The organism is Parageobacillus sp. KH3-4, assembly GCF_022846435.1.
GTDB lineage: Bacteria > Bacillota > Bacilli > Bacillales > Anoxybacillaceae > Parageobacillus > Parageobacillus thermoglucosidasius_A.
Genome location: NZ_AP025627.1, coordinates 2,176,372 through 2,197,936 on the forward strand (window position 1 = coordinate 2,176,372; position 21,565 = coordinate 2,197,936).

The following is a 21,565-nucleotide window of genomic DNA, read 5'->3' on the forward strand; positions in this document are numbered from 1 at the left end:
TGTCTACATCATCCTTCTTCAACATAAAAATAGATCCAACCCATTTTGAAATAGAATATATATTTTCATGATATTGCGATTTGCGAAGAACACCCGTTTATGTTTGTGTTTTAGTCACAATAACAAAAACCATCCCCTTCTCCCCTTTGAAAGACGGGGATGGTGTATATGTTTAAAATAACAGTCCTTCTTCTATACCAATGTGATACATATAGTATAAGCCATATATGATACTAATCAGCGAAATTACTTTTACAAAGAACTGATAAATCGTTTGCTTCTGTTTCATCCAGATAAACGGCAGCCCTAAGAAAGTAGTGAATAACATCATGCCAACGATCGTTCCCATGCCAAATATCAGTACAAACAACAGCGCCTGCCATCGATGATTAACGGTTGTTAACGTTAAAAGCACCATTCCGGCACTGCCGGCTAGCCCATGGACAATACCAATGAATGTCGATTTTAAATGAAGATGATTTATCTTTACTTCCTTTTTAATAGGAATAGCATAGGCCGAACGAAAACTTGTAATCCCCAAGACTACAATCATAAATCCAACGACTAGTTCCAACCACATTGCTGTGGTTTCTGGTATTTGTTGTTCCATCCCTATCATAACCATGCCAATGACAAATAGAGTTACGGTATGGCCGATCCCCCAAAAAACCCCGGCAAGAGATGAAAGGGAAAGCTTACTCGTTCGGCTCGCAATAGTCGATACAGCGATAACGTGATCCGGCTCTGTTGCGTGCTTGATGCCTAAGGCAAATCCAAAAAGCAAAACCGGCAATACGGCGCTCACCAGCACTTCATCTCCTTATCTTTTTAGTACTTTCGCAGAAAAATAGGTTCCTCTTGAAAACATTCTTCGCGAATAAACTGATGAATCATTTGAAAAACCGTTTCAATCACATACGTTTCGTGGGCTAAAACACGAACAATCAATCCCGGAATCATAGGGGTAGACCAGCCAAGGTGAGCAGAAGCAGGAAAACGTGTTGCCATCCACTCGAATTTGTGCAGAATATCTTTTGTCATAAAAGGGCTAATCACAAATAGAGAACCAAAATGCGTATATCCTTCCATCTGAAGAATTCCTGTCATCCCTGTGCTCGGTTCAAAATAGAGATGATCAAACAACATTAAACTGCCTTCATAATAAAGCTTGAATTTCGAACGGACCCAATCGTAGCGGAACGGCTCTCCGCTTTCTGACCACCCTGGCGTCATAATATCCCCATAAATGAAAGTAGAATTTTCTTTCATATAAACGGTCGTTTCTTGATAAAATTGCGCTTTTTCATAAGCAATGACCGGGTCGGGGAAAAATTCGAGCACACTTTGATCATCCAGGTAAAATGACGTATGTTGTTGTACAGGAGTCTTGACTGTTTTATATATTTTCGTTGCCGATTGCGTGGTGGCAATCAGATGTGCTCCTTCTTGCAGCATGATTTCCGTCTTATATCGATCTCCGTCTACATACCCTCCTCCTACATGAATCAAGTAAATCGTCGGCTCGGAAGGATGAAGGTAGATCGGCCGGGCCAATTTCAATGCTCCCTCATAATAGCAATCGGAAATAACCGTACGGCCGTTTTGCTTCACAGCCGTACACCGTAACAGCCCTGACCAGCTCATTCTTCCAACCCTGCCAACATCACTTGTTGGTGAATCCACTCCACTACTTCCGCTAATCCAATTTCTTCCTTTAAATTGGTGAAAATAACCGGTTTTGTTCCGCGCGCCGCTTTTGCATCCCGCTCCATTACTTCTAAACTTGCTCCTACATAAGGAGCGAGGTCGATTTTATTAATAACCAACAAGTCCGATTTAATCATTCCTTGCCCGCCTTTGCGCGGAATTTTTTCCCCTTGCGCTACATCAATCACATAAATAGAGAAATCAACGAGCTCCGGACTGAATGTGGCGGCCAAATTATCGCCGCCGCTTTCGATAAAAATAATTTCGACATCCGGGTGACGCTCTTTTAACTCGTCAATCGCCGCAAAATTCATCGAAGCATCCTCACGAATGGCGGTATGCGGACATCCTCCTGTCTCGACGCCAATAATCCGGTCTTCCGGCAACACGCTATGTTTCACTAAAAACTGCGCATCCTCTTTTGTATATATATCATTTGTTACGACTGCCAGGCTGAATTCACGATGAAACGCCCGAGTAAGCTTTTCGACAAGCATCGTCTTTCCCGCACCGACCGGCCCGCCGATTCCTATTCTTACTGGTTCCATCTCCATTCCTCCCCTTTTCAAAAAATTAAGACATAAATAAGCGAACGGAAAGCTGTTCATGCTGCATTTGCGCAATTTCCAATCCCGGCGCTGCCGCTCCCAACTCTTCTTCTGTTAATGTATCGATCTTCTGCACCGCTTTGAGCAAATGCGGCCGCATGGAAACAAGCAGCCGTTGCCCATCGGTTTGGCCGAGCGGAATAGCGCGAACCGCATTTTGAACAAGCGCTTGGACAGAAGCATACAAATACGATAAAACCGTCGTCTCTTTCGGAATTTGCAAACGATAGCAAACTATGGAAAAAACAAGAGCAGGATGCATATACCCGCGTTTCTTTTTATCATCATTCCATATGTTAAAAGAATAGATTTCTCTGCAAATTTTCCACATTCGTTCCCCGATCATCCGCGTTCCTTCTCTTGTTTCTCTCGCCAGGCAAAGTGCCGCCAATATCTCATTTAACCGCCATACATCTTCTTTTGATTTCTTCTCTAAAAAATCGTACGTTAACCGGCACGCCAAGCCATCAGTATACGTCAATTGCGTTTGGATATAAACGCAGAGCGCATCGCGAAACGTTTCAACGTTATTGATTTTTTCATTAGAAATATATGTTTCAAATCCGAAAGAGTGGGAAAATGCTCCGGAGGGAAAGTTCGAATCACAGAGCTGCAATAAAGGCAACAGCTTATCCATCATGGCGATGGCCGATGTAACGAAATGCTTGTTTTACTTTTCGTTTTTCCCGCTGATACGGAATATGTAATTGTTTTAGCAGCTCTTCTACTAAGTAGTCATATTGAACGAGCATTTCCTCCCCTTCGAACTGAGCAGGCAGATGGCGATTCCCAAGCTGATGCGCAATTTCCCCCATTTGTTTCATTGACGTGGGCCGAATGACAAGCAAATCATCAGGCAGCACGCTTACAATAATCATATTTTTCTCATCCATCAATAAGATGTCGCCATCGGTTAATTCCTTTGTTTCTTTTAAACGAATTCCTAGTTCTGTTCCGTGATCGGTGACAACGCGCTGAATTCGTTTGACTAAATCATCGCTGCTTAAATATACCCGTTCTATGTGCGGCGGCAATTTGTCTAACATTTTAATATTTCCGATTATTTTTTCGACAATCATTTTTTATCACCTCAAAATAAAAAATATCGTTGCGCCATTGGAACCACTTCGGCTGGTTCACACGTAACAAGGGTTCCGTCGATTTTTACCTCGTACGTTTGCGGGTCGACATCAATCTTTGGCATCGCATTGTTATATACCATATCCTTTTTCGACAAACGGCGAATGTGCTCTACCGGTTGAATGATTTTTTGCAACTTCAATTTCTGCGGGATTCCGAGTTCAAAAGCTGCTTTTGATACAAATGTAATCGAAGTGTTATATAAAGCCTTTCCATAGCTTGCAAACATCGGCCGATACATAACCGGCTGCGGAGTCGGAATGCTGGCGTTTGGGTCTCCCATAACGCTATAGGCAATCATTCCCCCTTTCAAAACAAGTTCTGGTTTTACACCAAAAAATGCAGGATGCCAAACGACTAAATCGGCTAATTTCCCTGCCTCTACCGATCCGACGTACTTCGCAATCCCATGGGTAAGCGCCGGATTAATCGTATATTTGGCAATGTACCGCTTTACGCGAAAATTATCTCCTCTTCTTCCTTTATCTTCTGGCAATTTTCCAAACTGCTTTTTCATCTTATCCGCCGTTTGCCATGTGCGCAAAATCACTTCCCCGACGCGCCCCATTGCCTGCGAATCGGAGCTGATCATGCTAAAAACGCCTAAATCATGGAGAATATCTTCCGCTGCAATCGTTTCTTTGCGAATGCGAGAATCCGCAAAGGCAATATCTTCCGGAACAGACGGATCTAAATGATGGCAAACCATCAACATGTCTAAATGCTCATCTAACGTATTTTTTGTATAAGGCCGCGTTGGATTCGTAGAAGAAGGCAATATATTTGGAAAACTCGCTACTTTAATAATATCTGGCGCATGTCCCCCGCCCGCTCCTTCCGTATGATATGTGTGAATGACGCGTCCGTTAATCGCCCGTAATGTATCTTCGACAAATCCCCCTTCATTCAGCGTATCGGTATGAATCGCCACTTGCACATCATATTCGTCCGCGATTTGCAAACTGGCATCAATGGCCGCTGCTGTTGTCCCCCAATCTTCATGAAGCTTTAAGCCAATGGCTCCTGCGCGAATTTGCTCCGCTAACGGCTCTTTCGCTGATGCGTTTCCCTTCCCTAAAAATCCAAGATTCATCGGAAACGCTTCGGCTGCTTCCAACATACGGTAGATGTTCCATTCCCCAGGGGTACACGTCGTCGCATTTGTTCCTGTCGCCGGTCCGGTTCCGCCGCCGATCATCGTCGTAATCCCCGATGACAAGGCCGTTTCGATTTGCTGCGGACAAATAAAGTGAATATGGGCGTCAATTCCTCCTGCAGTAACAATTTTCCCCTCCGCCGCAATAACTTCTGTCGCCGCTCCGATGATGATATTGACTCCATCCATTAACAACGGATTGCCCGCTTTCCCGATGGCGGCGATTTTCCCGTCTTTAACCCCGATATCGGCTTTATAGATTCCGGTATAGTCTACAATAATCGCGTTCGTCAGCACTAAATCTACCGATTCCGCGCGTGTGGCAAGCGGGTGTTGCCCCATTCCATCACGAATGACTTTTCCGCCGCCAAATTTTACTTCATCGCCATAGACGGTAAAGTCTTGTTCGATCTCAATCCATAAATCGGTATCCGCTAAACGAACACAATCTCCTGTTGTCGGTCCAAACATGTCCGCATATTGTTTTCGTGACATTTGAAAACTCATCCATTTACTCCCCTTTCTTGCCTCGGTCAAGCGGGCCGTTGACCAAATTATTCAATCCATAAACATAACACTTTCCAGAAAAAGGAATAAGTTCCACTTGCTTTGCATCCCCAGGTTCAAAGCGCACTGCTGTTCCTGCTGGAATATTTAAATGCTTCCCGTACGCTGCTTGGCAGTCAAATTCAAGAAACGAGTTGACTTCAAAAAAATGAAAGTGTGAGCCGACTTGAATCGGACGATCCCCGCGATTTTTCACCACGATTTTTGTTATCGGCTTATGTTGATTGCAAACAATTACTTCTTGTTTTAACAAATATTCCCCTGGGATCATAATTCCCCTCCCCTTTTAACGAATCGGATGATGAACCGTAACAAGCTTCGTGCCATCAGGAAATGTCGCTTCCACTTGTATGTCTTTGATCATTTCCGGCACTCCTTCCATCACATCATCACGGGTCAAAATCGTTGTCCCGTATTGCATTAACTCTGCTACCGTACGTCCATCGCGCGCACCTTCTAAAATTTCATAGGTAATTAAAGCGACTGCTTCAGGGTAATTTAACTTTAACCCCCTCTCTTTACGGCGGCGTGCAAGATCCGCTGCTACGACAATAAGCAATTTCTCTTGTTCACGGGCGGTTAATCTCATTGTTCTCTCCTTCCTTTTTATTTTTAAACAGTTAAGAATTGTTGAATGTCATGCATGTTCGTTTCACTGACACGCCCCTGTGCGACAACGGTGCCGCGGTCAAAAATGTAAAAGTAGTCAGCGCATGAAAATGCCAAATCTAAGCTATGCTCGACAAGGACAATCCCAATCATTTTTTCTTTGGCCATTTTGACAATGACATCACGAATAAGCTGTACGATCGATGGCTGAATTCCTTCCATCGGCTCATCAAGCAAAAGCAACTTTGGCTGCCCCATCAGCGCCCGGGCAATGGCCAGCTGTTGCTGCTGCCCGCCGCTTAAGTCTCCCCCTTTTCGATGCAGCATTTCTTTTAATATCGGAAATAACTCGTAAACTTCTGCTAAAATTTGTGACGGATTGGCTTTCTCCGGAAGTGCCTCCAGCCCCAGCAATAAATTTTCTTCCACTGTTAACGTAGGAAAAATTTCCCTTCCTTGCGGAACATAACCAATCCCCTTTCTTACTCTCTCTTCAGGCGGCAATGAGGTAATATCTTGATGCTCCCACTCGATTTTGCCGGCAATTGGTTGGATTAACCCGATGATACTTTTGATAAGCGTCGTTTTTCCGACGCCATTTCGCCCAAGCACCGCCGTTACAGCGCCTTTTTGTGCGTTAATGCTAACATTTTCCAATACAACGCTTTGTTCATATCCGGCCGCAATGTTTTGCACGCTTAACATGCTTTCTCTTCCCTTCCTAAATAAACTTCTATCACTTTTTCATTTCGCTGAATGTCCTCCATTGTCCCCTCACATAACACTTTCCCTTCATGCATGACCGTTACTTGCTTGGAAAAACGGCGGACAAAATCCATATCATGCTCGACGATGACGACGGCACAGTTGCGCGCGATTTCGTGGATCAACTCTCCTGTCCGTTCCCGCTCCGCTTCACTCATCCCAGCAATCGGTTCATCAAGCAACAACAGCTGAGGAAATTGGATAAGCTGCATGCCAATTTCCAGCCACTGCTTTTGGCCGTGTGAAAGAGAACCAGCCTTTTGCCCAGCATAATCGAATAATTGGATGCGTTGCAGCAGCGTGATGATAGCATCCCGCTCTTCCCGCGACAATTTTGCCCGCAAAACCGCAAACAATCCGCGGTCTTGTTTTAAAGCCAGTTCCATATTCTCCCATACGGTCAACTGGCGAAAAATCGATGGACCTTGAAACTTTCGCGCAATCCCAAGCCGTACAATTTTGTGCTCCGGCATTTTCGTAATATCGTGTGAGTAAAATAATACTTTCCCGCTGCACGCTCTTGTTTTGCCGCAGATTACATCTAAGAGCGTCGTCTTTCCCGCCCCGTTTGGCCCGATTAAAAATCGTACTTCGTGCGGATAAACTTCCAAATTTACCCCTTGCAATGCGTGAAATCCGTCAAAATCTACCGACACTTCGCGACACATGAGAACCGGCTTCATGTGTTCTCCCCTCCCATTGTCGTTTTCTTTGCTTAAAAGACTCGTATACGCCTGCAAGTCCGTTTGGCAAAAACATCACCACACCGATAAATAATCCTCCTAAAAATAGCAGCCATATATCAGGATAATTTTCGCTAAAGAAGCTTTTCGCACTGTTCGTCACAATAGCACCTATCACAGCCCCAATTAATGAACTTCTTCCCCCGACAGCAACCCACAATACCATTTCAATCGAAGGAATAATCCCCATCATCGCCGGAGAAATCAGCCCGACTTGCAAAACAAACATTACGCCCGCCAACGCGGCAAAAGCCGCGGAAAGGCTATAGACAAACACCTTGTACGTTGTTGGATTAAAACCTAAAAAGCGAACCCTATTTTCCCCATCCCGAATGGCTACAAGCACCCGGCCGAAACGGCTCACCGTTAACCAACGGGAAAAAAGGAAAATAAGCAAAAGCAAACAAACGGTAAGCCAGTAAAGAACAATTTGGGTAAGAGGAGAAGATAACGAGAAACCGAAAACGGTAGAAAAATTCGTTAATCCATTCGTCCCTCCTGTCCATTCTTGCTTTCCGATGAACAACGTAACAAAAACAACAACGACAGCTTGTGACAATAAAGAAAAATAGACGCCTTTAATCCGGTTTTTAAACGTAAAATAACTCAAAAATGCTGCTAATAGCACCGGAATGATGATGGCGGAAGAAATAGCAAACAGCGGATGCTCAAACGGTTTCCAAAACCACGGGAGCTGGTTTACACCGCTCCACTCCATAAAATCAGGCAATCGTCCAGGCGCAGACTCCAGTTTTAAGTACATTGCCATACAGTAAGCGCCTAAACCAAAATACACGCCATGTCCTAAACTTAAAATCCCGGTATGGCCCCAAAGCAAAGAAAGCCCTATCGCGATCATGGCAAAGCAAAGAAATTTTCCGAGCAGCGATAAACGAAATTCCGTTAAATAAAACGGTGCTGCAAACAAAGCAAGGAAAAACAGCCAATAAAGCCAGCCTTTTTTTATCATCTTTGCCACCCCTTAATCGAGCGATCTTGTTTTCATACTGACAAGCCCCGAAGGCTTCCATTGCAAAAAGGCAACAATAAGCGCAAACATTATCACTTTGGCGATCGTCGCACTTGTCGAATACTCCATCAACGTACTGACCAATCCGATTCCGAACGCTCCCAGCACCGTGCCGATCAGTTTCCCTATTCCTCCCAAAATGACAACCATAAACGCATCGACAATATAATACGTTCCAATCGTTGGACCAATCGGACCGAGCAATGTCAGCGCACAGCCCGCTAAACCGGCAAAGCCGGAACCAATGGCAAAAGCATATGCATCGACTTTCCGAGTAGAAATGCCAAGGCAAGAAGCCATATCTCTGTTCAACGTGACGGCTCTTATTCTGCGGCCGGCTGGCGTTTTCGTTAAATAAACATAAAGGGCAAAAATGGATAAAATGACGAATGCTAAAATAAACAGCCGTTTGTATGGAAAAACCATTCCCGCAACGCGGACCCCTCCATCCAACCATCCAGGAGGAAGCACGGCTACATTTGGCGCGCCAAAAAACGTGCGCGCGATTTGCTGCAAAATCAAGCTGACGCCCCATGTCGCCAACAAACTATCCAGCGGCCGATGATATAAATGCCGGATTAATAGTTGTTCTAACCCCCAGCCAAGGAAAGCCGAAACAAAAAAGGCAGCAGGAATAGCGACGAAAAAGTAATATTCCAGCGCTTGCGGCGCATACTTGGCAAATATTTGTTGAACGACGTACGTCATGTACGCTCCCGCCATGATCAATTCGCCATGAGCCATGTTGATGACGCCCATCAACCCAAAGGTAATCGCCAGCCCTATAGCAACAAAAAGCAAAATCGACCCTAAGCTAAAACCGTTAAAAACTTGCGTAATAACGACAGACAACAAAGCCTCCTCCTTTCTTGGAAATGGAAAGGAGCCTAAACTCCTTTCCACAACGGATGTCTTTCATTTAATTTAAATTTTTCGTCCATGGATAGCTTTTTAAGTAAGGATCTGGCTTGACCGCCTTTCCGGAATTCCATAGTTCCTTAAACTGTCCATTTGCCTGGATTTCTCCTATTCTCACAATCTTCCATGTGTGCTGCGTTTCCCCATCGATTTTTACCGTTCCGCCAGGCGCTTTATACTCAATACCATCGGCCGCTTTTTTCACCTTATCGACATCAAAAGAGCCCGCTTTCTTTACTGCTTCCGCCCATAAATGGACGGCGAAATACGCTGCTTCAATCGGATCATCGGTGACTCGATCCTTACCGTATTTCTTTTTATATTTTTCTACAAATGCTTTATTTTCCGGTGTATCCGTTGACTGGAAATAATTCCACACGGCAAGATGGCCAGCCAGCACATCGCCGCCAATTCCGCGGATTTCTTCTTCTGCGATGCTGACAGACATCACCGTTACATCTTTTGCGGTAATCCCAGCATCTTTTAATTGCTTAAAGAAAGCGACATTACTGTCTCCGTTTAATGTATTAAAGACAACATCCGGCTTCACTTCTTTAATTTTGCTAATAATCGTGCTATAATCCGTATGGCCAAGCGGTGTGTACTCTTCGCCGACCAATTGTCCGCCTTCCGCCTTTAATTGAGCTTTAATGATTTTGTTGGCTGTACGCGGAAACACATAATCCGAGCCAAGCAAGAAAAATTTTTTTCCTCTATTTTTGAGCAGCCAGCTTACCGACGGAACGATTTGCTGATTGGTTGTCGCACCTGTATAAAAAATATTTGGCGAAGACTCCATCCCTTCGTACTGCACAGGATACCAAAGCAAACCATTATTTTGCTCTACGACGGGAAGCATCGCTTTTCGGCTTGCCGATGTCCATCCGCCAAAGATCGCCGCCACTTTGTCTTTCTGCAGCAGTTTTTTCGCCTTTTCTGCAAACGTCGGCCAATCGGACGCCCCATCCTCAATCACTGGTTTAATTTTTTTACCTAAAAGTCCACCAGAATCATTAATCTCCTCAATAGCCATTAACTCCGCATCGCGTAACGATACTTCGCTGATTGCCATCGTGCCGCTCAGCGAATGGAGAATGCCTACCTTGACCGTGTCACCTGTTTCCGATGTGCTTGTTTCTTTTGGCTTTTCTTTCATCTCATCGACTGCCGACGATGCGGCACATCCGTTTAATACAAACATAAGCCCACATAAAAGCAAGATTAACAGTTTAAAAGCTTTCCATTCCAATCTCTTCATGTAAACACTCCTTACAAGATTCTAAATTATGATAGCTAATTAGAATCAGGCATATGCCTGATTTTGTGAAATCTTCACATGGCCTCATGAGAAGCTTTTTCTCCCTCCTTCATTTTATGTAATATTAAATAACATATTATGTAATATTTATATACAAAATTATACATGTTTTTCCCGTTTAAGCAAGATGAAAATCTAAAAATATAATATATTTCGAATTTTTATGTCATAAATTATCACATGAAATTTAACAAAAAAACGCCAGGACTTGTTAAAGCAAGTTCCTGACGTTTTTTCTTCTATTCTCAAACCACTAAGTTCAACAATACAATCAATCCAAACGCGACAACGGAAATAATCGTCTCCATCGCAGTCCATGTCATCAACGTCTCTTTGACGGTCATGCCGAAATACTCTTTGATCATCCAGAAGCCGGAGTCGTTGACGTGCGATAAAATGAGCGATCCTGCTCCTGTCGCTAATACGAGCAATTCCGTGTTCGTACCAGGCATGCTGGCGGCAATTGGGGCGACAATGCCAGCCGCCGTCATCATCGATACCGTCGCAGAACCTGTCGCGATCCGAATGAGCGCGGCAATTCCCCAGCCTAATAGCAGCGGAGACATATGCGAATGTTTGGCCAAGTCGGCGATTTGATCGCCAATGCCAGAATCAAGCAGCACCTTATTGAACGCTCCGCCAGCGCCGATGACAAGCAAAATATTGGCGACAGGACCAAGGCAGTCATTGGCAAATTGCAACACTTTATCGCGATTGAATCCGCGCGCGTAGCCAAGGCTAAAGAACGAATAAATCGTCGCGATCAGCAGCGCGATGATCGGATCTCCGATAAAGCGCAACACTTTCGCTGCTTCCGACGCTTGATCTAGCGCGACATTGGCAATGGAAGCAATCAGCATTAAAATGACCGGAAGCAAAATCGTAAATAACGTGTTGCCAAAGCCTGGAAGATCTTTCTCTTCTTTATGCTGCACAAGCTGCTCGGCGATTTCCCCCGGCACTTTTTTATACATGCGCGACCCGATCCATTTTCCAAACAATGGCCCGGCGATAATGGCTGTCGGTAGCCCGACAATAAGGGAATAAAGAATCGTTGTCCCGACATCGGCTTTAAAAATGCCGACGGCGGCCATCGCTGCTGGATGCGGCGGAACAAGCCCATGCACGACCGACAATCCGGCAACAAGCGGAATACCAATCGTCACTAGCGAAATTCCCGTTTCCATCGCAATCGTAAACACAAGCGGAATTAACAGCACGAATCCTACTTGGAAAAATACTGGGATACCCACTAAAAATGCGACGATCATCATCGCCCAATGGACGCGTTTTTGGCCAAAACGGTCAATCAATGTTTTCGCAATGCGTTCGGCTCCTCCGGACTCCGCCATCATTTTTCCAAGCATCGTCCCAAGCGCCAATACGATCGCTAAAAAGCCAAGCGTATTGCCAAGACCTGTTTTAATGGAATCAATAATTCCCGGCGTTTCCGGCGACGGTGCGATTAGTGGCATGCCCATTGCCAGCCCGACGCCAACGGATGTCAAAATCAAAGCGACAAACGGATGCATTTTCGCCACCGTGATGAGCAGCAATAATACAACAATCGCAGCAATCACAATCGCGATTCCCATTTTCCATGCCCCCTCTGTTGTTCTTAATGTAAACTAAACCGATTTAGTCATGACGCATAACGCTGAATCCTTCCGTTGAAACGAAGCGATAACATCAAACTCATCTTTTAAGCGATCATATAACCGCATATACATATCAAATAGTTCGGAATAAATAAGCGTATTTTTCTCATTTGGCACATGGCGCGATAAAATATGAACCCACGTTTTCACCGTATCTAATGATGGGATGTCGCCAAGCGCGTACAATGCCAATGCCGCAGCGCCTAACGCCGACGCCTCGTGCGTTTCCGGTACTAACAGCTCTTTTCCCATCATATCCGCAAGCATTTGCCGCCAAAACGGGGATTTGGCAAAACCGCCCGACACGCGAATTTCTGACAGCGGCCCCGTGACATCGCGAATCGCCAGAGCGACGGAAAAGACGCTCATACATACCCCTTCCATCACCGCGCGAATAAAATGTTCCCGCTTATGATGAAGGCTGATGCCGAAAAATGTCCCTCTTGCATTCGCGTTCCAGTACGGCGCACGTTCTCCTGACAAAAATGGAAGAAACAGCAATCCTTCCGAACCTGCCGGAACTCTTTCGGCGTATTTTGTCAGCAAATCGTACGGATCAATGCCAAGCTTTTTCGCCACTTCGCGCTCCTGGCTGCCAAATTCGTCACGGAGCCATCGCAGTAAAATGCCGCCGTTGTTCGTCGGCCCACCGACGACCCAATGGTTTGGCGACAACGCATAACAAAACGTCCGCCCTTTTTCATCCGTTTTTTGTACAGGGGAAATCGTACGCACCGCGCCGCTTGTTCCAATCGTAATCGCTGCTTCCCCTGGCAAAATCGCCCCGACGCCGACGTTGGCAAGCACCCCGTCACTAGCTCCGACAACGACAGGGACGTCCGGATGCAAGCCCATTTGCTCGGCCAATTCTTTCTTCATCCCCCGCAATATGTGCGTCGTTGGTACTAAACTTGATAACTGCGCCCTCGTAATGCCGAGAAATTCAAGAACATCTGCATCCCAGTCAAGCGTATCTAAACGAAACAGACCTGTTGCCGAAGCGATCGAATAGTCGACAACATATTGGCCATATAGCCGATACAAGACATATTCTTTAATGGACACGAACTTATGCGCCTGCCGGAATACGTCTAGCTGCTCTTCCTTCAGCCAAAGCAGTTTCGGAAGCGGCGACATCGGATGAATCGGTGTTCCAGTTCGCTTGTAAATATCCAGTCCGTTCCACTCCCGTAAAAGGCGGTCCGCTTGTCCGACACTGCGGTTATCGGCCCAAATGATGCAACGGGTAAGCGGGCGCCCTGATACATCGAGCGCCATTAAAGAATGCATCGCCGCGCTGAATCCGATCGCCTTCACTTGGCTAGAAGCAATATTCAACTTAGAGATGACACCGTTTACAGTTTGGACAACGGCGGAGAAAATCTCTTCCGGATCTTGCTCCGCCCAGCCTGGATGCTGTTGTATAATTGGATAATCCATCGCGTGGGAGGCAAGCGTCCGCCCTTGTTCGCCAAACGCCACCGCTTTTGTGCTCGTCGTTCCGATATCGACGCCAATTACAATTTGTTGTTTTGCTTTCATATCTGTTCCCTCTTTCTATGATGTTTTTTCTTTTACCGACCCTCGTTCGATAAACGTAGGCGAAAAGCGAAAAATTTGCGGTCGATGCTTGTTTTCTTTTGCGATTTGCAAAAACAGGCGCTCTGCCGCTTTTCTCCCCATGGCAAACGTCGGCTGTGCGATTGTCGTTAGCGTCGGAGTATAAACATTGGCAAACGGAACATCATCGATGCTAATGATCGCCAGTTCGTCAGGAACTTTAATATGATTTCCTTTAATAAAATGCAAAACTTCCATCAACGTTAAGTCATTTATCGCAAACAACGCTTCCGGCAAGCGTCCAGATGCACACAACCTTGCTAATTTTTTTTGAATATATGGAATCTCCGTCGTAATAAAATAATCGTCAACAACTGGAAGTCCTTTTTCCGCTAACGCTTGCCGAAATCCTTCAATGCGCTCCATCCTTGGAATGATGTGGGAAACAGGCGGAGGTGCGACGACTCCGATTCGTTCGTAACCACGCTCAGCAAAATACTCGACTGCCAAGGCAGCAGCCTTTTGATTATCAAGCAGAATCGCATCCGCTTTGACCCCCGGAACCATCCGGTCAACGAACACGAGCGGAAACCGTTCTTCGACCATTTTTTGATATACATCAGCATTTTTTCCTGTCGGAAAAATAATCAAGCCATCGACTTGTTTTGCCCGCAGCATCTCAATATATTTCTTTTCTTTCTCCGGATCGTCATCGGAATTAGAAACGATGACATGGAAACCGCGCTGTTGGCACGCTTCCTCAATCGCATGCAGCACCTGCGTCGTAAGCATGTGCAAAATGTTGAAGACAACCACTCCGATTGTCATTGTTGTTTTCTGTTTTAAGCTGCGTGCGATAATATTCGGCTGATATCCTAACTCTTCAATCGCCCGGGCAATTCGCTTTCTCGTTTCCTCGCTCATATATTCATAACGTTTATTTAAATATTGCGACACCGTGCTTTTCGAAACATTCGCCAATTTCGCAACGTCAGCCATCGTAACTTTTTTCAAAGGGATCCCTCTTTCATTACTAAATCGGTTTAGTATTTATAAGCGTTTTCATAAACCGGTTTAGTCCAATTATAAAACAGAATGAAAACGTTTTACAACTATTTTTATTAAAAATTTTTGATTTCAAAAAATTAACATATTTTCGCAAAATATTTATCTTATCGCAAAACGCCGTTAATAAAGCGATTTTATGATCATGATATAGATACATAATCTAATTTACGGATGAAGGAGGATGCAAAATTGAAAAACATCGGCCAAAAAATTATCAGTTTTGCGTTAATCGGCTCGCTCACCGCCGGATCTTTTGCTTTCGCAGCGCGCGAAGAAGAAAAGGAAAAGCAAAAATCCAAACCAATTAAAAATGTGATTATGATGGTAATGGATGGAACAAGCGCGGGAGCGACAACATTGGCAAGATGGTATAAAGGGGAACCGCTCGCTTTGGATGAAATGGCAAGCGGCGCTGTTCGGACGTATTCAGCCGAATCGGCAATCACAGACTCTGCCCCGGCTGCCACCGCGATGGCAACCGGATTTAAATCCAATGACAAGTACATCGGCATTCTCCCAAGTGTAGTGAATTCTCCTAGCGTACCGTCCATTTCGAAAGAACGTGCTATGAAGCCGGTCGCAAATGTGCTCGAAGGCGCCGAATTGATGGGGAAAGCAACGGGAATTATCGCAACATCTGCCATTCAACATGCCACGCCGGCAGGCTTCTCCGCCCATGTCAAGCACCGAAACTTGTTTCCGGATATCGCTGAACAGCAAGTGTATCAAAATATCGAAGTCGTTTTAGGCGGCGGGAAAGAAGCGTTACTTCCGGGCAGCGGAACAAATAACCGAAAAGACAATGAAAATATGCTAGAAGTCATTAAGAAAAAAGGATATGATGTCGTGGAAACGCGAGACGAGCTGCTTCGTTCAACATCCGACAAAATTTGGGGCGTGTTTGCCGATGACGCGCTTGCACAAGATATGAACCGTCCTTATACAAGACCTAATGAGCCAACGTTAGCGGAAATGACGAAAAAAGCAATCGATACACTTTCAAAAGATAAAGACGGATTTTTCTTATTTGTGGAAGGCAGCCAGCCGGATTGGGCGGCCCATGCCAATGATCCTGTAGGAATTATCAGCGAAGTGCTAGCCTTTGACAAAGCGGTCGCAGAAGCGCTTTCCTTTGCGAAAAAACGTAACGACACGCTCGTCATTGCCGTAACCGACCACGGCAACAGCGGCATTACGATCGGTAACCGCAACACCGATCAGTCGTACCCTGAAACCCCTGTTTCCGCATATATCGATCCGCTGAAAAAAGCGAAAATGACGCTAGAAGGAGCCATGAGCCAATTAAAAGCGGACAAATCCAATTTAGAAGAAGTTGCCCGTTTATACGGATTAGACTCATTAACCGCCGATGAGAAGAAAAAATTAAACGAATCCAAGGATCTTCGCAAAACATTGACGGAATTGCTGGCCGCACGCGCGAATCTTGGATTTACTACCAGCGGACATACAGGAGAAGATGTATTTCTCTACACCTACGGCCCGAACCGTCCAATCGGCACATTTGAAAATACGGATTTAGCCCACATCATGGCAAAAGCGATGGGCTTTCAATTGAACGATTTAAATAAACGGCTATTTGTCAACGCGAAAGAAAAATTTGCAGCGATAGGAGCGACCGTAACGATCGACAACACAGATGCACAAAATCCTAAGTTGATCGTGAAAAAAGGAGAGACGGTTGCCGAATTTCCTGCAAACAAAAACATCATGATCGTCAAAAACAAAACGTACGAATTAGAAGGGCTTGTTGTTTACAGTGCAGAACAATTTTGGATTCCAAAACAAGCGGTCAAGCTTTTTAAACAAATCCAATAGCATGGCAAACGGCGCGAAACCATCTAGTTCGCGCCATTTTCTATATTTGCCAAAAATAGATTAGAATAAAATTTTCGAGAGATAGACGCTCATTGTCACCGTCACCGAACTAAACAGCGTTGACATCAATACCGCTTGGGCCGCATAATCTGGATGGTGGCCATATTCCCAAGCGTAAAGCGCCGTGTTTCTGGAGCAAGGATACGAACTTGTGATAAACAATGCTTGGGCGGTCACTCCATTAAGATGCAATGCAAAAATAATCATAGCAGCAACCGCCGGCGAAAGAAGGAGGCGCCCGAAAACGCTAAGAAACAACAGTGATGGGAACCGTTTGAAATCAATATAGGCTACTTGCGCTCCCAGCGTCAGCAACGCAACTGCCAAAAACGCATTGGCGACATTTTGAAAGGGATTCCAAATAAACGATGGAACCGGAATGTGCAACGACCGAAAAAGCAGTCCAAACAAAAGCGCATAAATAATTGGGTTTTTCAAAAATTCCGCCGCCACTTTCCCTTTCTTTTTACCAGCAGATAAAAAATTCCATACACCGTATGTATTTGTAAGGAAATTTTGGAAAATCGTCACGATGATTTGAATCGACAGCCCTAACGGTTGCTGATGAAACACAAGCTGGCTTACCGGAATGCCAAAATTGCCGGAATTGTTGAGAACAATCGTATTTTGAAATGTAGCGGATAGGCTCCGGTCAAGCTTTAGCAGTTTTGCCATGGCCGTACTAATGGCAATTAACGCCCCATTTTGCACCAACAAAAACCCTAACACTTTCATCAACACATCCGCATCAATGTTACTTTCGTAAATGTTGACAAATCCAACGGCCGGCAATAGCGCATATACGTTTAATTTCGATAATGTGTTCATATCGAAATGAAAAATGCGATGCAACAGCGCGCCAAGACCGACAAGCAAAAATACCGGTAACATCACATGAAGCAGAATGAGGCTCAAAACATCCAAGCCGTCTTCCTCCTTATCGTTTTAGCTTGTAAATTCTTTCCGGCCTTCCAACAGAGCCGTATAAAATGTCAGCCGTCACTTGAGAAATGGAAACGAGATATTCTAAATATCTCCTTGATGTCGTCCGGCTCGCGCCAATGAGTTTCCCAACTTCCTCCGCTGTAATGCCATCTTGATATTGTTTCACTACTGCCAGCACTTTCTCCAATGTCAATCGGTGGATTCCTTTTGGCAGTTCCTCTTCTGTATCGCCAGAGATACGTTCACGTCGAATCAACTGATCGATTTCCTCTTGTCCAATCCACTCTTTTTCTTTCATCAGCTCATGCATTTTATGATAATATTTTTTGTATTTTACCAATGTTTCGGTAAAACGATCGAGCATAATCGGCTTGATAATATAATCAAACACTCCGCCATGCATCGCTTGTTTCAATGTATCAATCTCTCTTGCGGCCGTAATCATAATAATATCGATATTTACAAAATGCTCGCGAATCCATTTTAAAAATTGAATCCCGTTCATATCAGGAAAATAAATGTCCAGCAGCACTAAATCAGGTTGCAGCACTTTCACAAGTTCTTTTCCTTCTTGTTCATTTGTGGCAATCCCGACCACTTCATATCCTTCCACTTTTTCGACAAAGCGGCGGTTAATTTCGGCAATGCGTTTATCATCTTCGACAATGAGCACTTGAATAGCGCATTCCATCATAATCCCCCCGTTGCTTCGGAATGATAATGGTAAAAACGGTTCCTTTTTCTCGCTCTGATTGATAAGTAATATGCCCTCCAAGCATCTTTAACGATTTTTTTACTAAATCAAGGCCGTATCCTCTCTGTGCTTTCGCCTTAGTGGAAAATCCCCGTTCAAATATTTGTTCAGCAATCTCCTCCTGAATCCCCATTCCGTTATCTTCCACTTCGATGATTAGATCGTCGCCAAGATCAGTTAAAAATACGGTTACCCGCTTTTCGCCACGCCCATTGTGCAACACTGCCTCCATGGCATTATCGATAATATTGCCGATAATTGTGACAAGATGATCGCGATCTAAATGCTTTGGAATATCTTTAAAACTGCTTTGCCGATCGATATCAAATTGAATTTTCAGCTCATTGGCGCGGTTAAATTTTCCAATTAATAACCCTCCGACAATCGGGTCAGGAATTTCTTTCATCACAAAACGAACGATATCCTGCTGCATGTTTGTTTCTTTTGTAATGAGTTCCAACGCTTCTTCATAAGATTCTAGCTGAATTAATCCAGAGATAAGATATAATTTATTGGAAAACTCGTGCGTCTGCGCCCGCAGTGCATCAGCATAGCTTTTCAGCTGGGAAAGCTCCTTTGTCAGCCGGTACAGTTCTGACTTATTGCGAAATGTCGATACTGCCCCGATGACGCTTCCTTTTTTGTCGAAAATCGGAATACGATTGGTAATTACCGTCTCTTCTCCTAAGATCATTTCGTCATCATATTCGGCTTCGCCTGTTCGAATTACTTCTAACAACCTAGAATGAGGAATAATATGCAAAATATATTTTCCTAGCACATCCTGTTCTTTTTCACACCCTAACAGCGCCATCGCCGTTTTGTTGACCATTGTAATGATTCCTTCATGATTCACGGCAATAACTCCTTCGCGAATCGCTTCCAAAATCGCCTTTTTTTCTTGATACAATGCCCCGATTTCTTTCGGTTCCAATCCATGAATCGATTTTTTCACCGTTTTGGCAATGGCAATTGCTCCAATAATCCCTAACAATAGCGCAAGGATAGAAAATAAAAAAATTTTTGCGGTATATGACCAAACGATGTCCTCAATATCTTCCAGCAAAAAACCTACCGATACGATGCCAATCACATTTCCTTGTTCATCGAAAATCGGCGCTTTTCCGCGTATCGCCGGACCGAGCGAACCAACCGCTTCGGAAATAATCGCTTTTCCCTCAAGCACCTCATCATTATCTCCCCCGACCATCTTCTTCCCAATTCGATCCGGAAGCGGATGGGCGTAACGAATTCCTTGTTTGTTTCCCACGACAACGTACTCCGCACCCGTTTTTCGGCGGATCATTTCTGCAAACGGCTGAATTTGTTGATGCGGGTCCGGCTTCCTAAAAGCGTCCCGAATGTGCGGCGTAGCAGCCACCGTTTCCGCTACGTTCAGCGCCCGCATTCCGATTTGTTCCTTCAACGTTGTCGCAAACATGTGCTGAAATAAAAAAGAAAGAAAAACGATGACAAACAAAAGCAATGAGCAAATAATGATAATCAGCCGCGTTTGCAGTTTCATTTTCCTCTCTCCTTGACGGGAAAATAGAGAAAGACTATCCGCCGAAAGGCAATAGTCTTTTCCTAGCTACATATCTTCGTTTACGATGATCGACTTTCCTTTTAATTTCATGATAAACGGTACAACAATCCACAAAAACGCCATGACAAGCAATACAAGCGAGATTGGTTTTTCGAAAAATACCATAAAATCGCCGTTCGACGAAGTAAGCGCTCTTCTCATGTTATTTTCAATCATTGGACCAAGCACAAGCCCTAATACAAGCGGGGCGAGTGGAAAATCATGCTCCGCAAGCAAATAACCTAACACGCCAAACCCAATGAGTAAAAACACATCAAATGTTGTCACTTGCACCGCATACACGCCAAAAACAGAAATCGCAATAATAAGCGGCAGCAAGTACTTAGTCGGCGTTTCAATGATTTTCGCAAATATCTTGACAAGCGGCATGTTTAAAATCAGCAACATCACATTGCCGATAAACATGCTGGCAATGAGCCCCCAAGCGACATCCGGATGTTCGTCGAAAAGGAGCGGGCCAGGCTGGACGTTATACATAATTAATGCGCCCATTAAAATCGCCGTCGTCCCCGAGCCAGGGATTCCGAGCGTCAACATTGGGATCATCGCCCCTCCTGAAGCGGCATTGTTCGCTGATTCCGGCGCCGCCACGCCGGCAATCGTTCCTTTTCCGAATTTCTCAGGTGTTTTGCTTAATTTCTTTTCCATGATATAAGAGAAAAACGAGGCAAGCGTTGCCCCCGCACCCGGCAATACGCCAACAAAAAAACCTAGCAGCGATCCGCGCGCAATTGGTCCCGCGCTTTCTTTCAGCTCTGCTTTCGACGGAAGGACACGGCCAATTTTTGCGATTTCGCCGTCATTTTTCTCTTTATGAAGAATGGCTTTGAATACTTCTCCTAAGGCAAACAAACCGACCGCCACCGTTAAAAATTCCAAGCCGCCGTATAAGAAAGAGATATTATACGTAAACCGCGCTACGCCTGATACGCTGTCAAGCCCAATCGTCGAAAGCAGCAAGCCGAAAACGGTCATCATCCACGCTTTTGTCATCGAGTTCCCCGCTAATCCGCTCACAGCCGCCAATCCGAGAATCATCAGCGAAAAGTATTCCGCCGGGCCGAATTTCAACGCTAAATTGGAAAGTGGCTCTGCCAACAGCACGAGGGCAATTAAGGAAACAATCCCTGCAACAAACGAACCGATTGCTGCAATCGCTAAGGCTGCCCCCGCCCTTCCCTGCTTTGCCATTTGATATCCGTCCAATGTCGTAACAACAGAGGAAGACTCTCCAGGCGTATTTAACAAAATGGACGTCGTCGAGCCGCCATACATTGCCCCGTAATAGACGCCGGCAAGCAAAATAATCGAACTGGTCGCCGCTTGGGCTGGGTCAAGCCCAGATGTCATCGAAGCGGTTACAGGAATTAACAGCGCTACCCCGCTCATCGGGCCAATCCCTGGCAGCACTCCTACAGCCGTACCGATCAGCACGCCAAGAAAAGCGAAAAACAGATTATGCGGCTGCAGCGCTGTTTGGAAGCCATTAATTAAAAATGTCAGTGCATCCATACTTT

At 45.0% G+C, this 21,565-nt stretch carries 21 protein-coding genes; 1 reads left to right on the top strand and 20 read right to left on the bottom strand.

The window, feature by feature from the left end; translation table 11 throughout:
• Nucleotides 1–172: 172 nt before the first annotated feature.
• The 16 genes from MWM02_RS11080 to MWM02_RS11155 all read right to left on the bottom strand — a co-directional run bounded on the left by MWM02_RS11080 (nt 173) and on the right by MWM02_RS11155 (nt 14,793).
• Nucleotides 173–805 (bottom strand): urease accessory protein UreH, encoded by a 633-nt coding sequence (locus tag MWM02_RS11080; RefSeq protein WP_099458914.1) that lies wholly within the window; start codon nt 803–805, stop codon nt 173–175.
• Between the two features lie 23 nt (nt 806–828).
• Nucleotides 829–1,644, bottom strand: a complete 816-nt coding sequence (locus tag MWM02_RS11085; protein ID WP_064553079.1) for an urease accessory protein UreD — start codon at nt 1,642–1,644, stop codon at nt 829–831.
• Nucleotides 1,641–2,255: an urease accessory protein UreG gene (ureG, locus tag MWM02_RS11090; RefSeq protein ID WP_244402018.1), complete on the bottom strand. Its 615-nt coding sequence runs from the start codon at nt 2,253–2,255 to the stop codon at nt 1,641–1,643. Before ureG ends, MWM02_RS11085 begins: the two co-directional genes overlap by 4 nt.
• 25 nt (nt 2,256–2,280) lie before the next feature.
• Complete coding sequence (locus tag MWM02_RS11095) at nt 2,281–2,952, bottom strand: urease accessory protein UreF (protein ID WP_064553219.1); 672 nt, start codon at nt 2,950–2,952, stop codon at nt 2,281–2,283.
• Nucleotides 2,945–3,394 carry an urease accessory protein UreE gene (ureE, locus tag MWM02_RS11100; protein WP_064553075.1) on the bottom strand — a complete coding sequence of 150 codons (450 nt, stop codon included), beginning with the start codon at nt 3,392–3,394 and terminating at the stop codon, nt 2,945–2,947. The genes MWM02_RS11095 and ureE overlap by 8 nt, the downstream gene beginning before the upstream one ends.
• An 11-nt stretch (nt 3,395–3,405) precedes the next feature.
• On the bottom strand, nt 3,406–5,118 hold the full coding sequence (gene ureC / locus MWM02_RS11105) for an urease subunit alpha (protein ID WP_064553074.1): 1,713 nt from the start codon (nt 5,116–5,118) through the stop codon (nt 3,406–3,408).
• Between the two features lie 4 nt (nt 5,119–5,122).
• Entirely contained in the window at nt 5,123–5,449 is a 327-nt protein-coding gene (locus tag MWM02_RS11110; RefSeq protein WP_244402019.1) for an urease subunit beta, read from the bottom strand.
• 15 nt (nt 5,450–5,464) lie between these two features.
• A complete protein-coding gene (locus MWM02_RS11115) occupies nt 5,465–5,767 on the bottom strand; it encodes an urease subunit gamma (RefSeq protein WP_064553069.1) in 303 nt (100 codons plus the stop codon).
• Nucleotides 5,768–5,790: 23 nt separating this feature from the next.
• Nucleotides 5,791–6,492, bottom strand: coding sequence for an urea ABC transporter ATP-binding subunit UrtE (gene urtE / locus MWM02_RS11120; protein ID WP_064553067.1), 702 nt, complete (start codon nt 6,490–6,492; stop codon nt 5,791–5,793).
• The gene (gene urtD / locus MWM02_RS11125; RefSeq protein WP_064553065.1) at nt 6,486–7,235 is read right to left on the bottom strand and encodes an urea ABC transporter ATP-binding protein UrtD; all 750 of its coding nucleotides are present in this window, start codon (nt 7,233–7,235) and stop codon (nt 6,486–6,488) included. The genes urtE and urtD overlap by 7 nt, the downstream gene beginning before the upstream one ends.
• Nucleotides 7,192–8,265, bottom strand: coding sequence for an urea ABC transporter permease subunit UrtC (gene urtC / locus MWM02_RS11130; RefSeq protein ID WP_064553063.1), 1,074 nt, complete (start codon nt 8,263–8,265; stop codon nt 7,192–7,194). The genes urtD and urtC overlap by 44 nt, the downstream gene beginning before the upstream one ends.
• Nucleotides 8,266–8,277: 12 nt before the next feature.
• Complete coding sequence (gene urtB, locus MWM02_RS11135) at nt 8,278–9,177, bottom strand: urea ABC transporter permease subunit UrtB (protein WP_244402020.1); 900 nt, start codon at nt 9,175–9,177, stop codon at nt 8,278–8,280.
• Nucleotides 9,178–9,244: 67 nt separating this feature from the next.
• Entirely contained in the window at nt 9,245–10,501 is a 1,257-nt protein-coding gene (gene urtA / locus MWM02_RS11140; protein ID WP_244402021.1) for an urea ABC transporter substrate-binding protein, read from the bottom strand.
• A 305-nt stretch (nt 10,502–10,806) separates the two neighbouring features.
• Entirely contained in the window at nt 10,807–12,156 is a 1,350-nt protein-coding gene (locus tag MWM02_RS11145; protein ID WP_064553057.1) for a GntP family permease, read from the bottom strand.
• Nucleotides 12,157–12,189: 33 nt separating this feature from the next.
• On the bottom strand, nt 12,190–13,761 hold the full coding sequence (gene gntK, locus MWM02_RS11150; protein WP_244402022.1) for a gluconokinase: 1,572 nt from the start codon (nt 13,759–13,761) through the stop codon (nt 12,190–12,192).
• A 15-nt stretch (nt 13,762–13,776) separates the two neighbouring features.
• Nucleotides 13,777–14,793, bottom strand: a complete 1,017-nt coding sequence (locus MWM02_RS11155; protein ID WP_244402023.1) for a LacI family DNA-binding transcriptional regulator — start codon at nt 14,791–14,793, stop codon at nt 13,777–13,779.
• A 243-nt stretch (nt 14,794–15,036) separates the two neighbouring features.
• On the opposite strand from MWM02_RS11155, the gene MWM02_RS11160 reads away from it, so the two are divergent.
• Nucleotides 15,037–16,683: an alkaline phosphatase gene (locus tag MWM02_RS11160; RefSeq protein WP_244402024.1), complete on the top strand. Its 1,647-nt coding sequence runs from the start codon at nt 15,037–15,039 to the stop codon at nt 16,681–16,683.
• Nucleotides 16,684–16,743: 60 nt separating this feature from the next.
• Here MWM02_RS11160 and MWM02_RS11165 read toward each other — a convergent pair whose 3' ends face one another.
• From MWM02_RS11165 to MWM02_RS11180, 4 genes are all read right to left on the bottom strand, one after another.
• Nucleotides 16,744–17,667, bottom strand: a complete 924-nt coding sequence (locus MWM02_RS11165) for an AEC family transporter (protein ID WP_244402025.1) — start codon at nt 17,665–17,667, stop codon at nt 16,744–16,746.
• A 13-nt stretch (nt 17,668–17,680) separates the two neighbouring features.
• Nucleotides 17,681–18,379, bottom strand: coding sequence for a response regulator (locus MWM02_RS11170; protein WP_244402026.1), 699 nt, complete (start codon nt 18,377–18,379; stop codon nt 17,681–17,683).
• Nucleotides 18,342–19,967, bottom strand: coding sequence for an ATP-binding protein (locus MWM02_RS11175; RefSeq protein WP_244402027.1), 1,626 nt, complete (start codon nt 19,965–19,967; stop codon nt 18,342–18,344). The genes MWM02_RS11170 and MWM02_RS11175 overlap by 38 nt, the downstream gene beginning before the upstream one ends.
• 66 nt (nt 19,968–20,033) lie before the next feature.
• A complete protein-coding gene (locus MWM02_RS11180) occupies nt 20,034–21,560 on the bottom strand; it encodes a tripartite tricarboxylate transporter permease (RefSeq protein ID WP_064553042.1) in 1,527 nt (508 codons plus the stop codon).
• Nucleotides 21,561–21,565 lie beyond the last annotated feature (5 nt).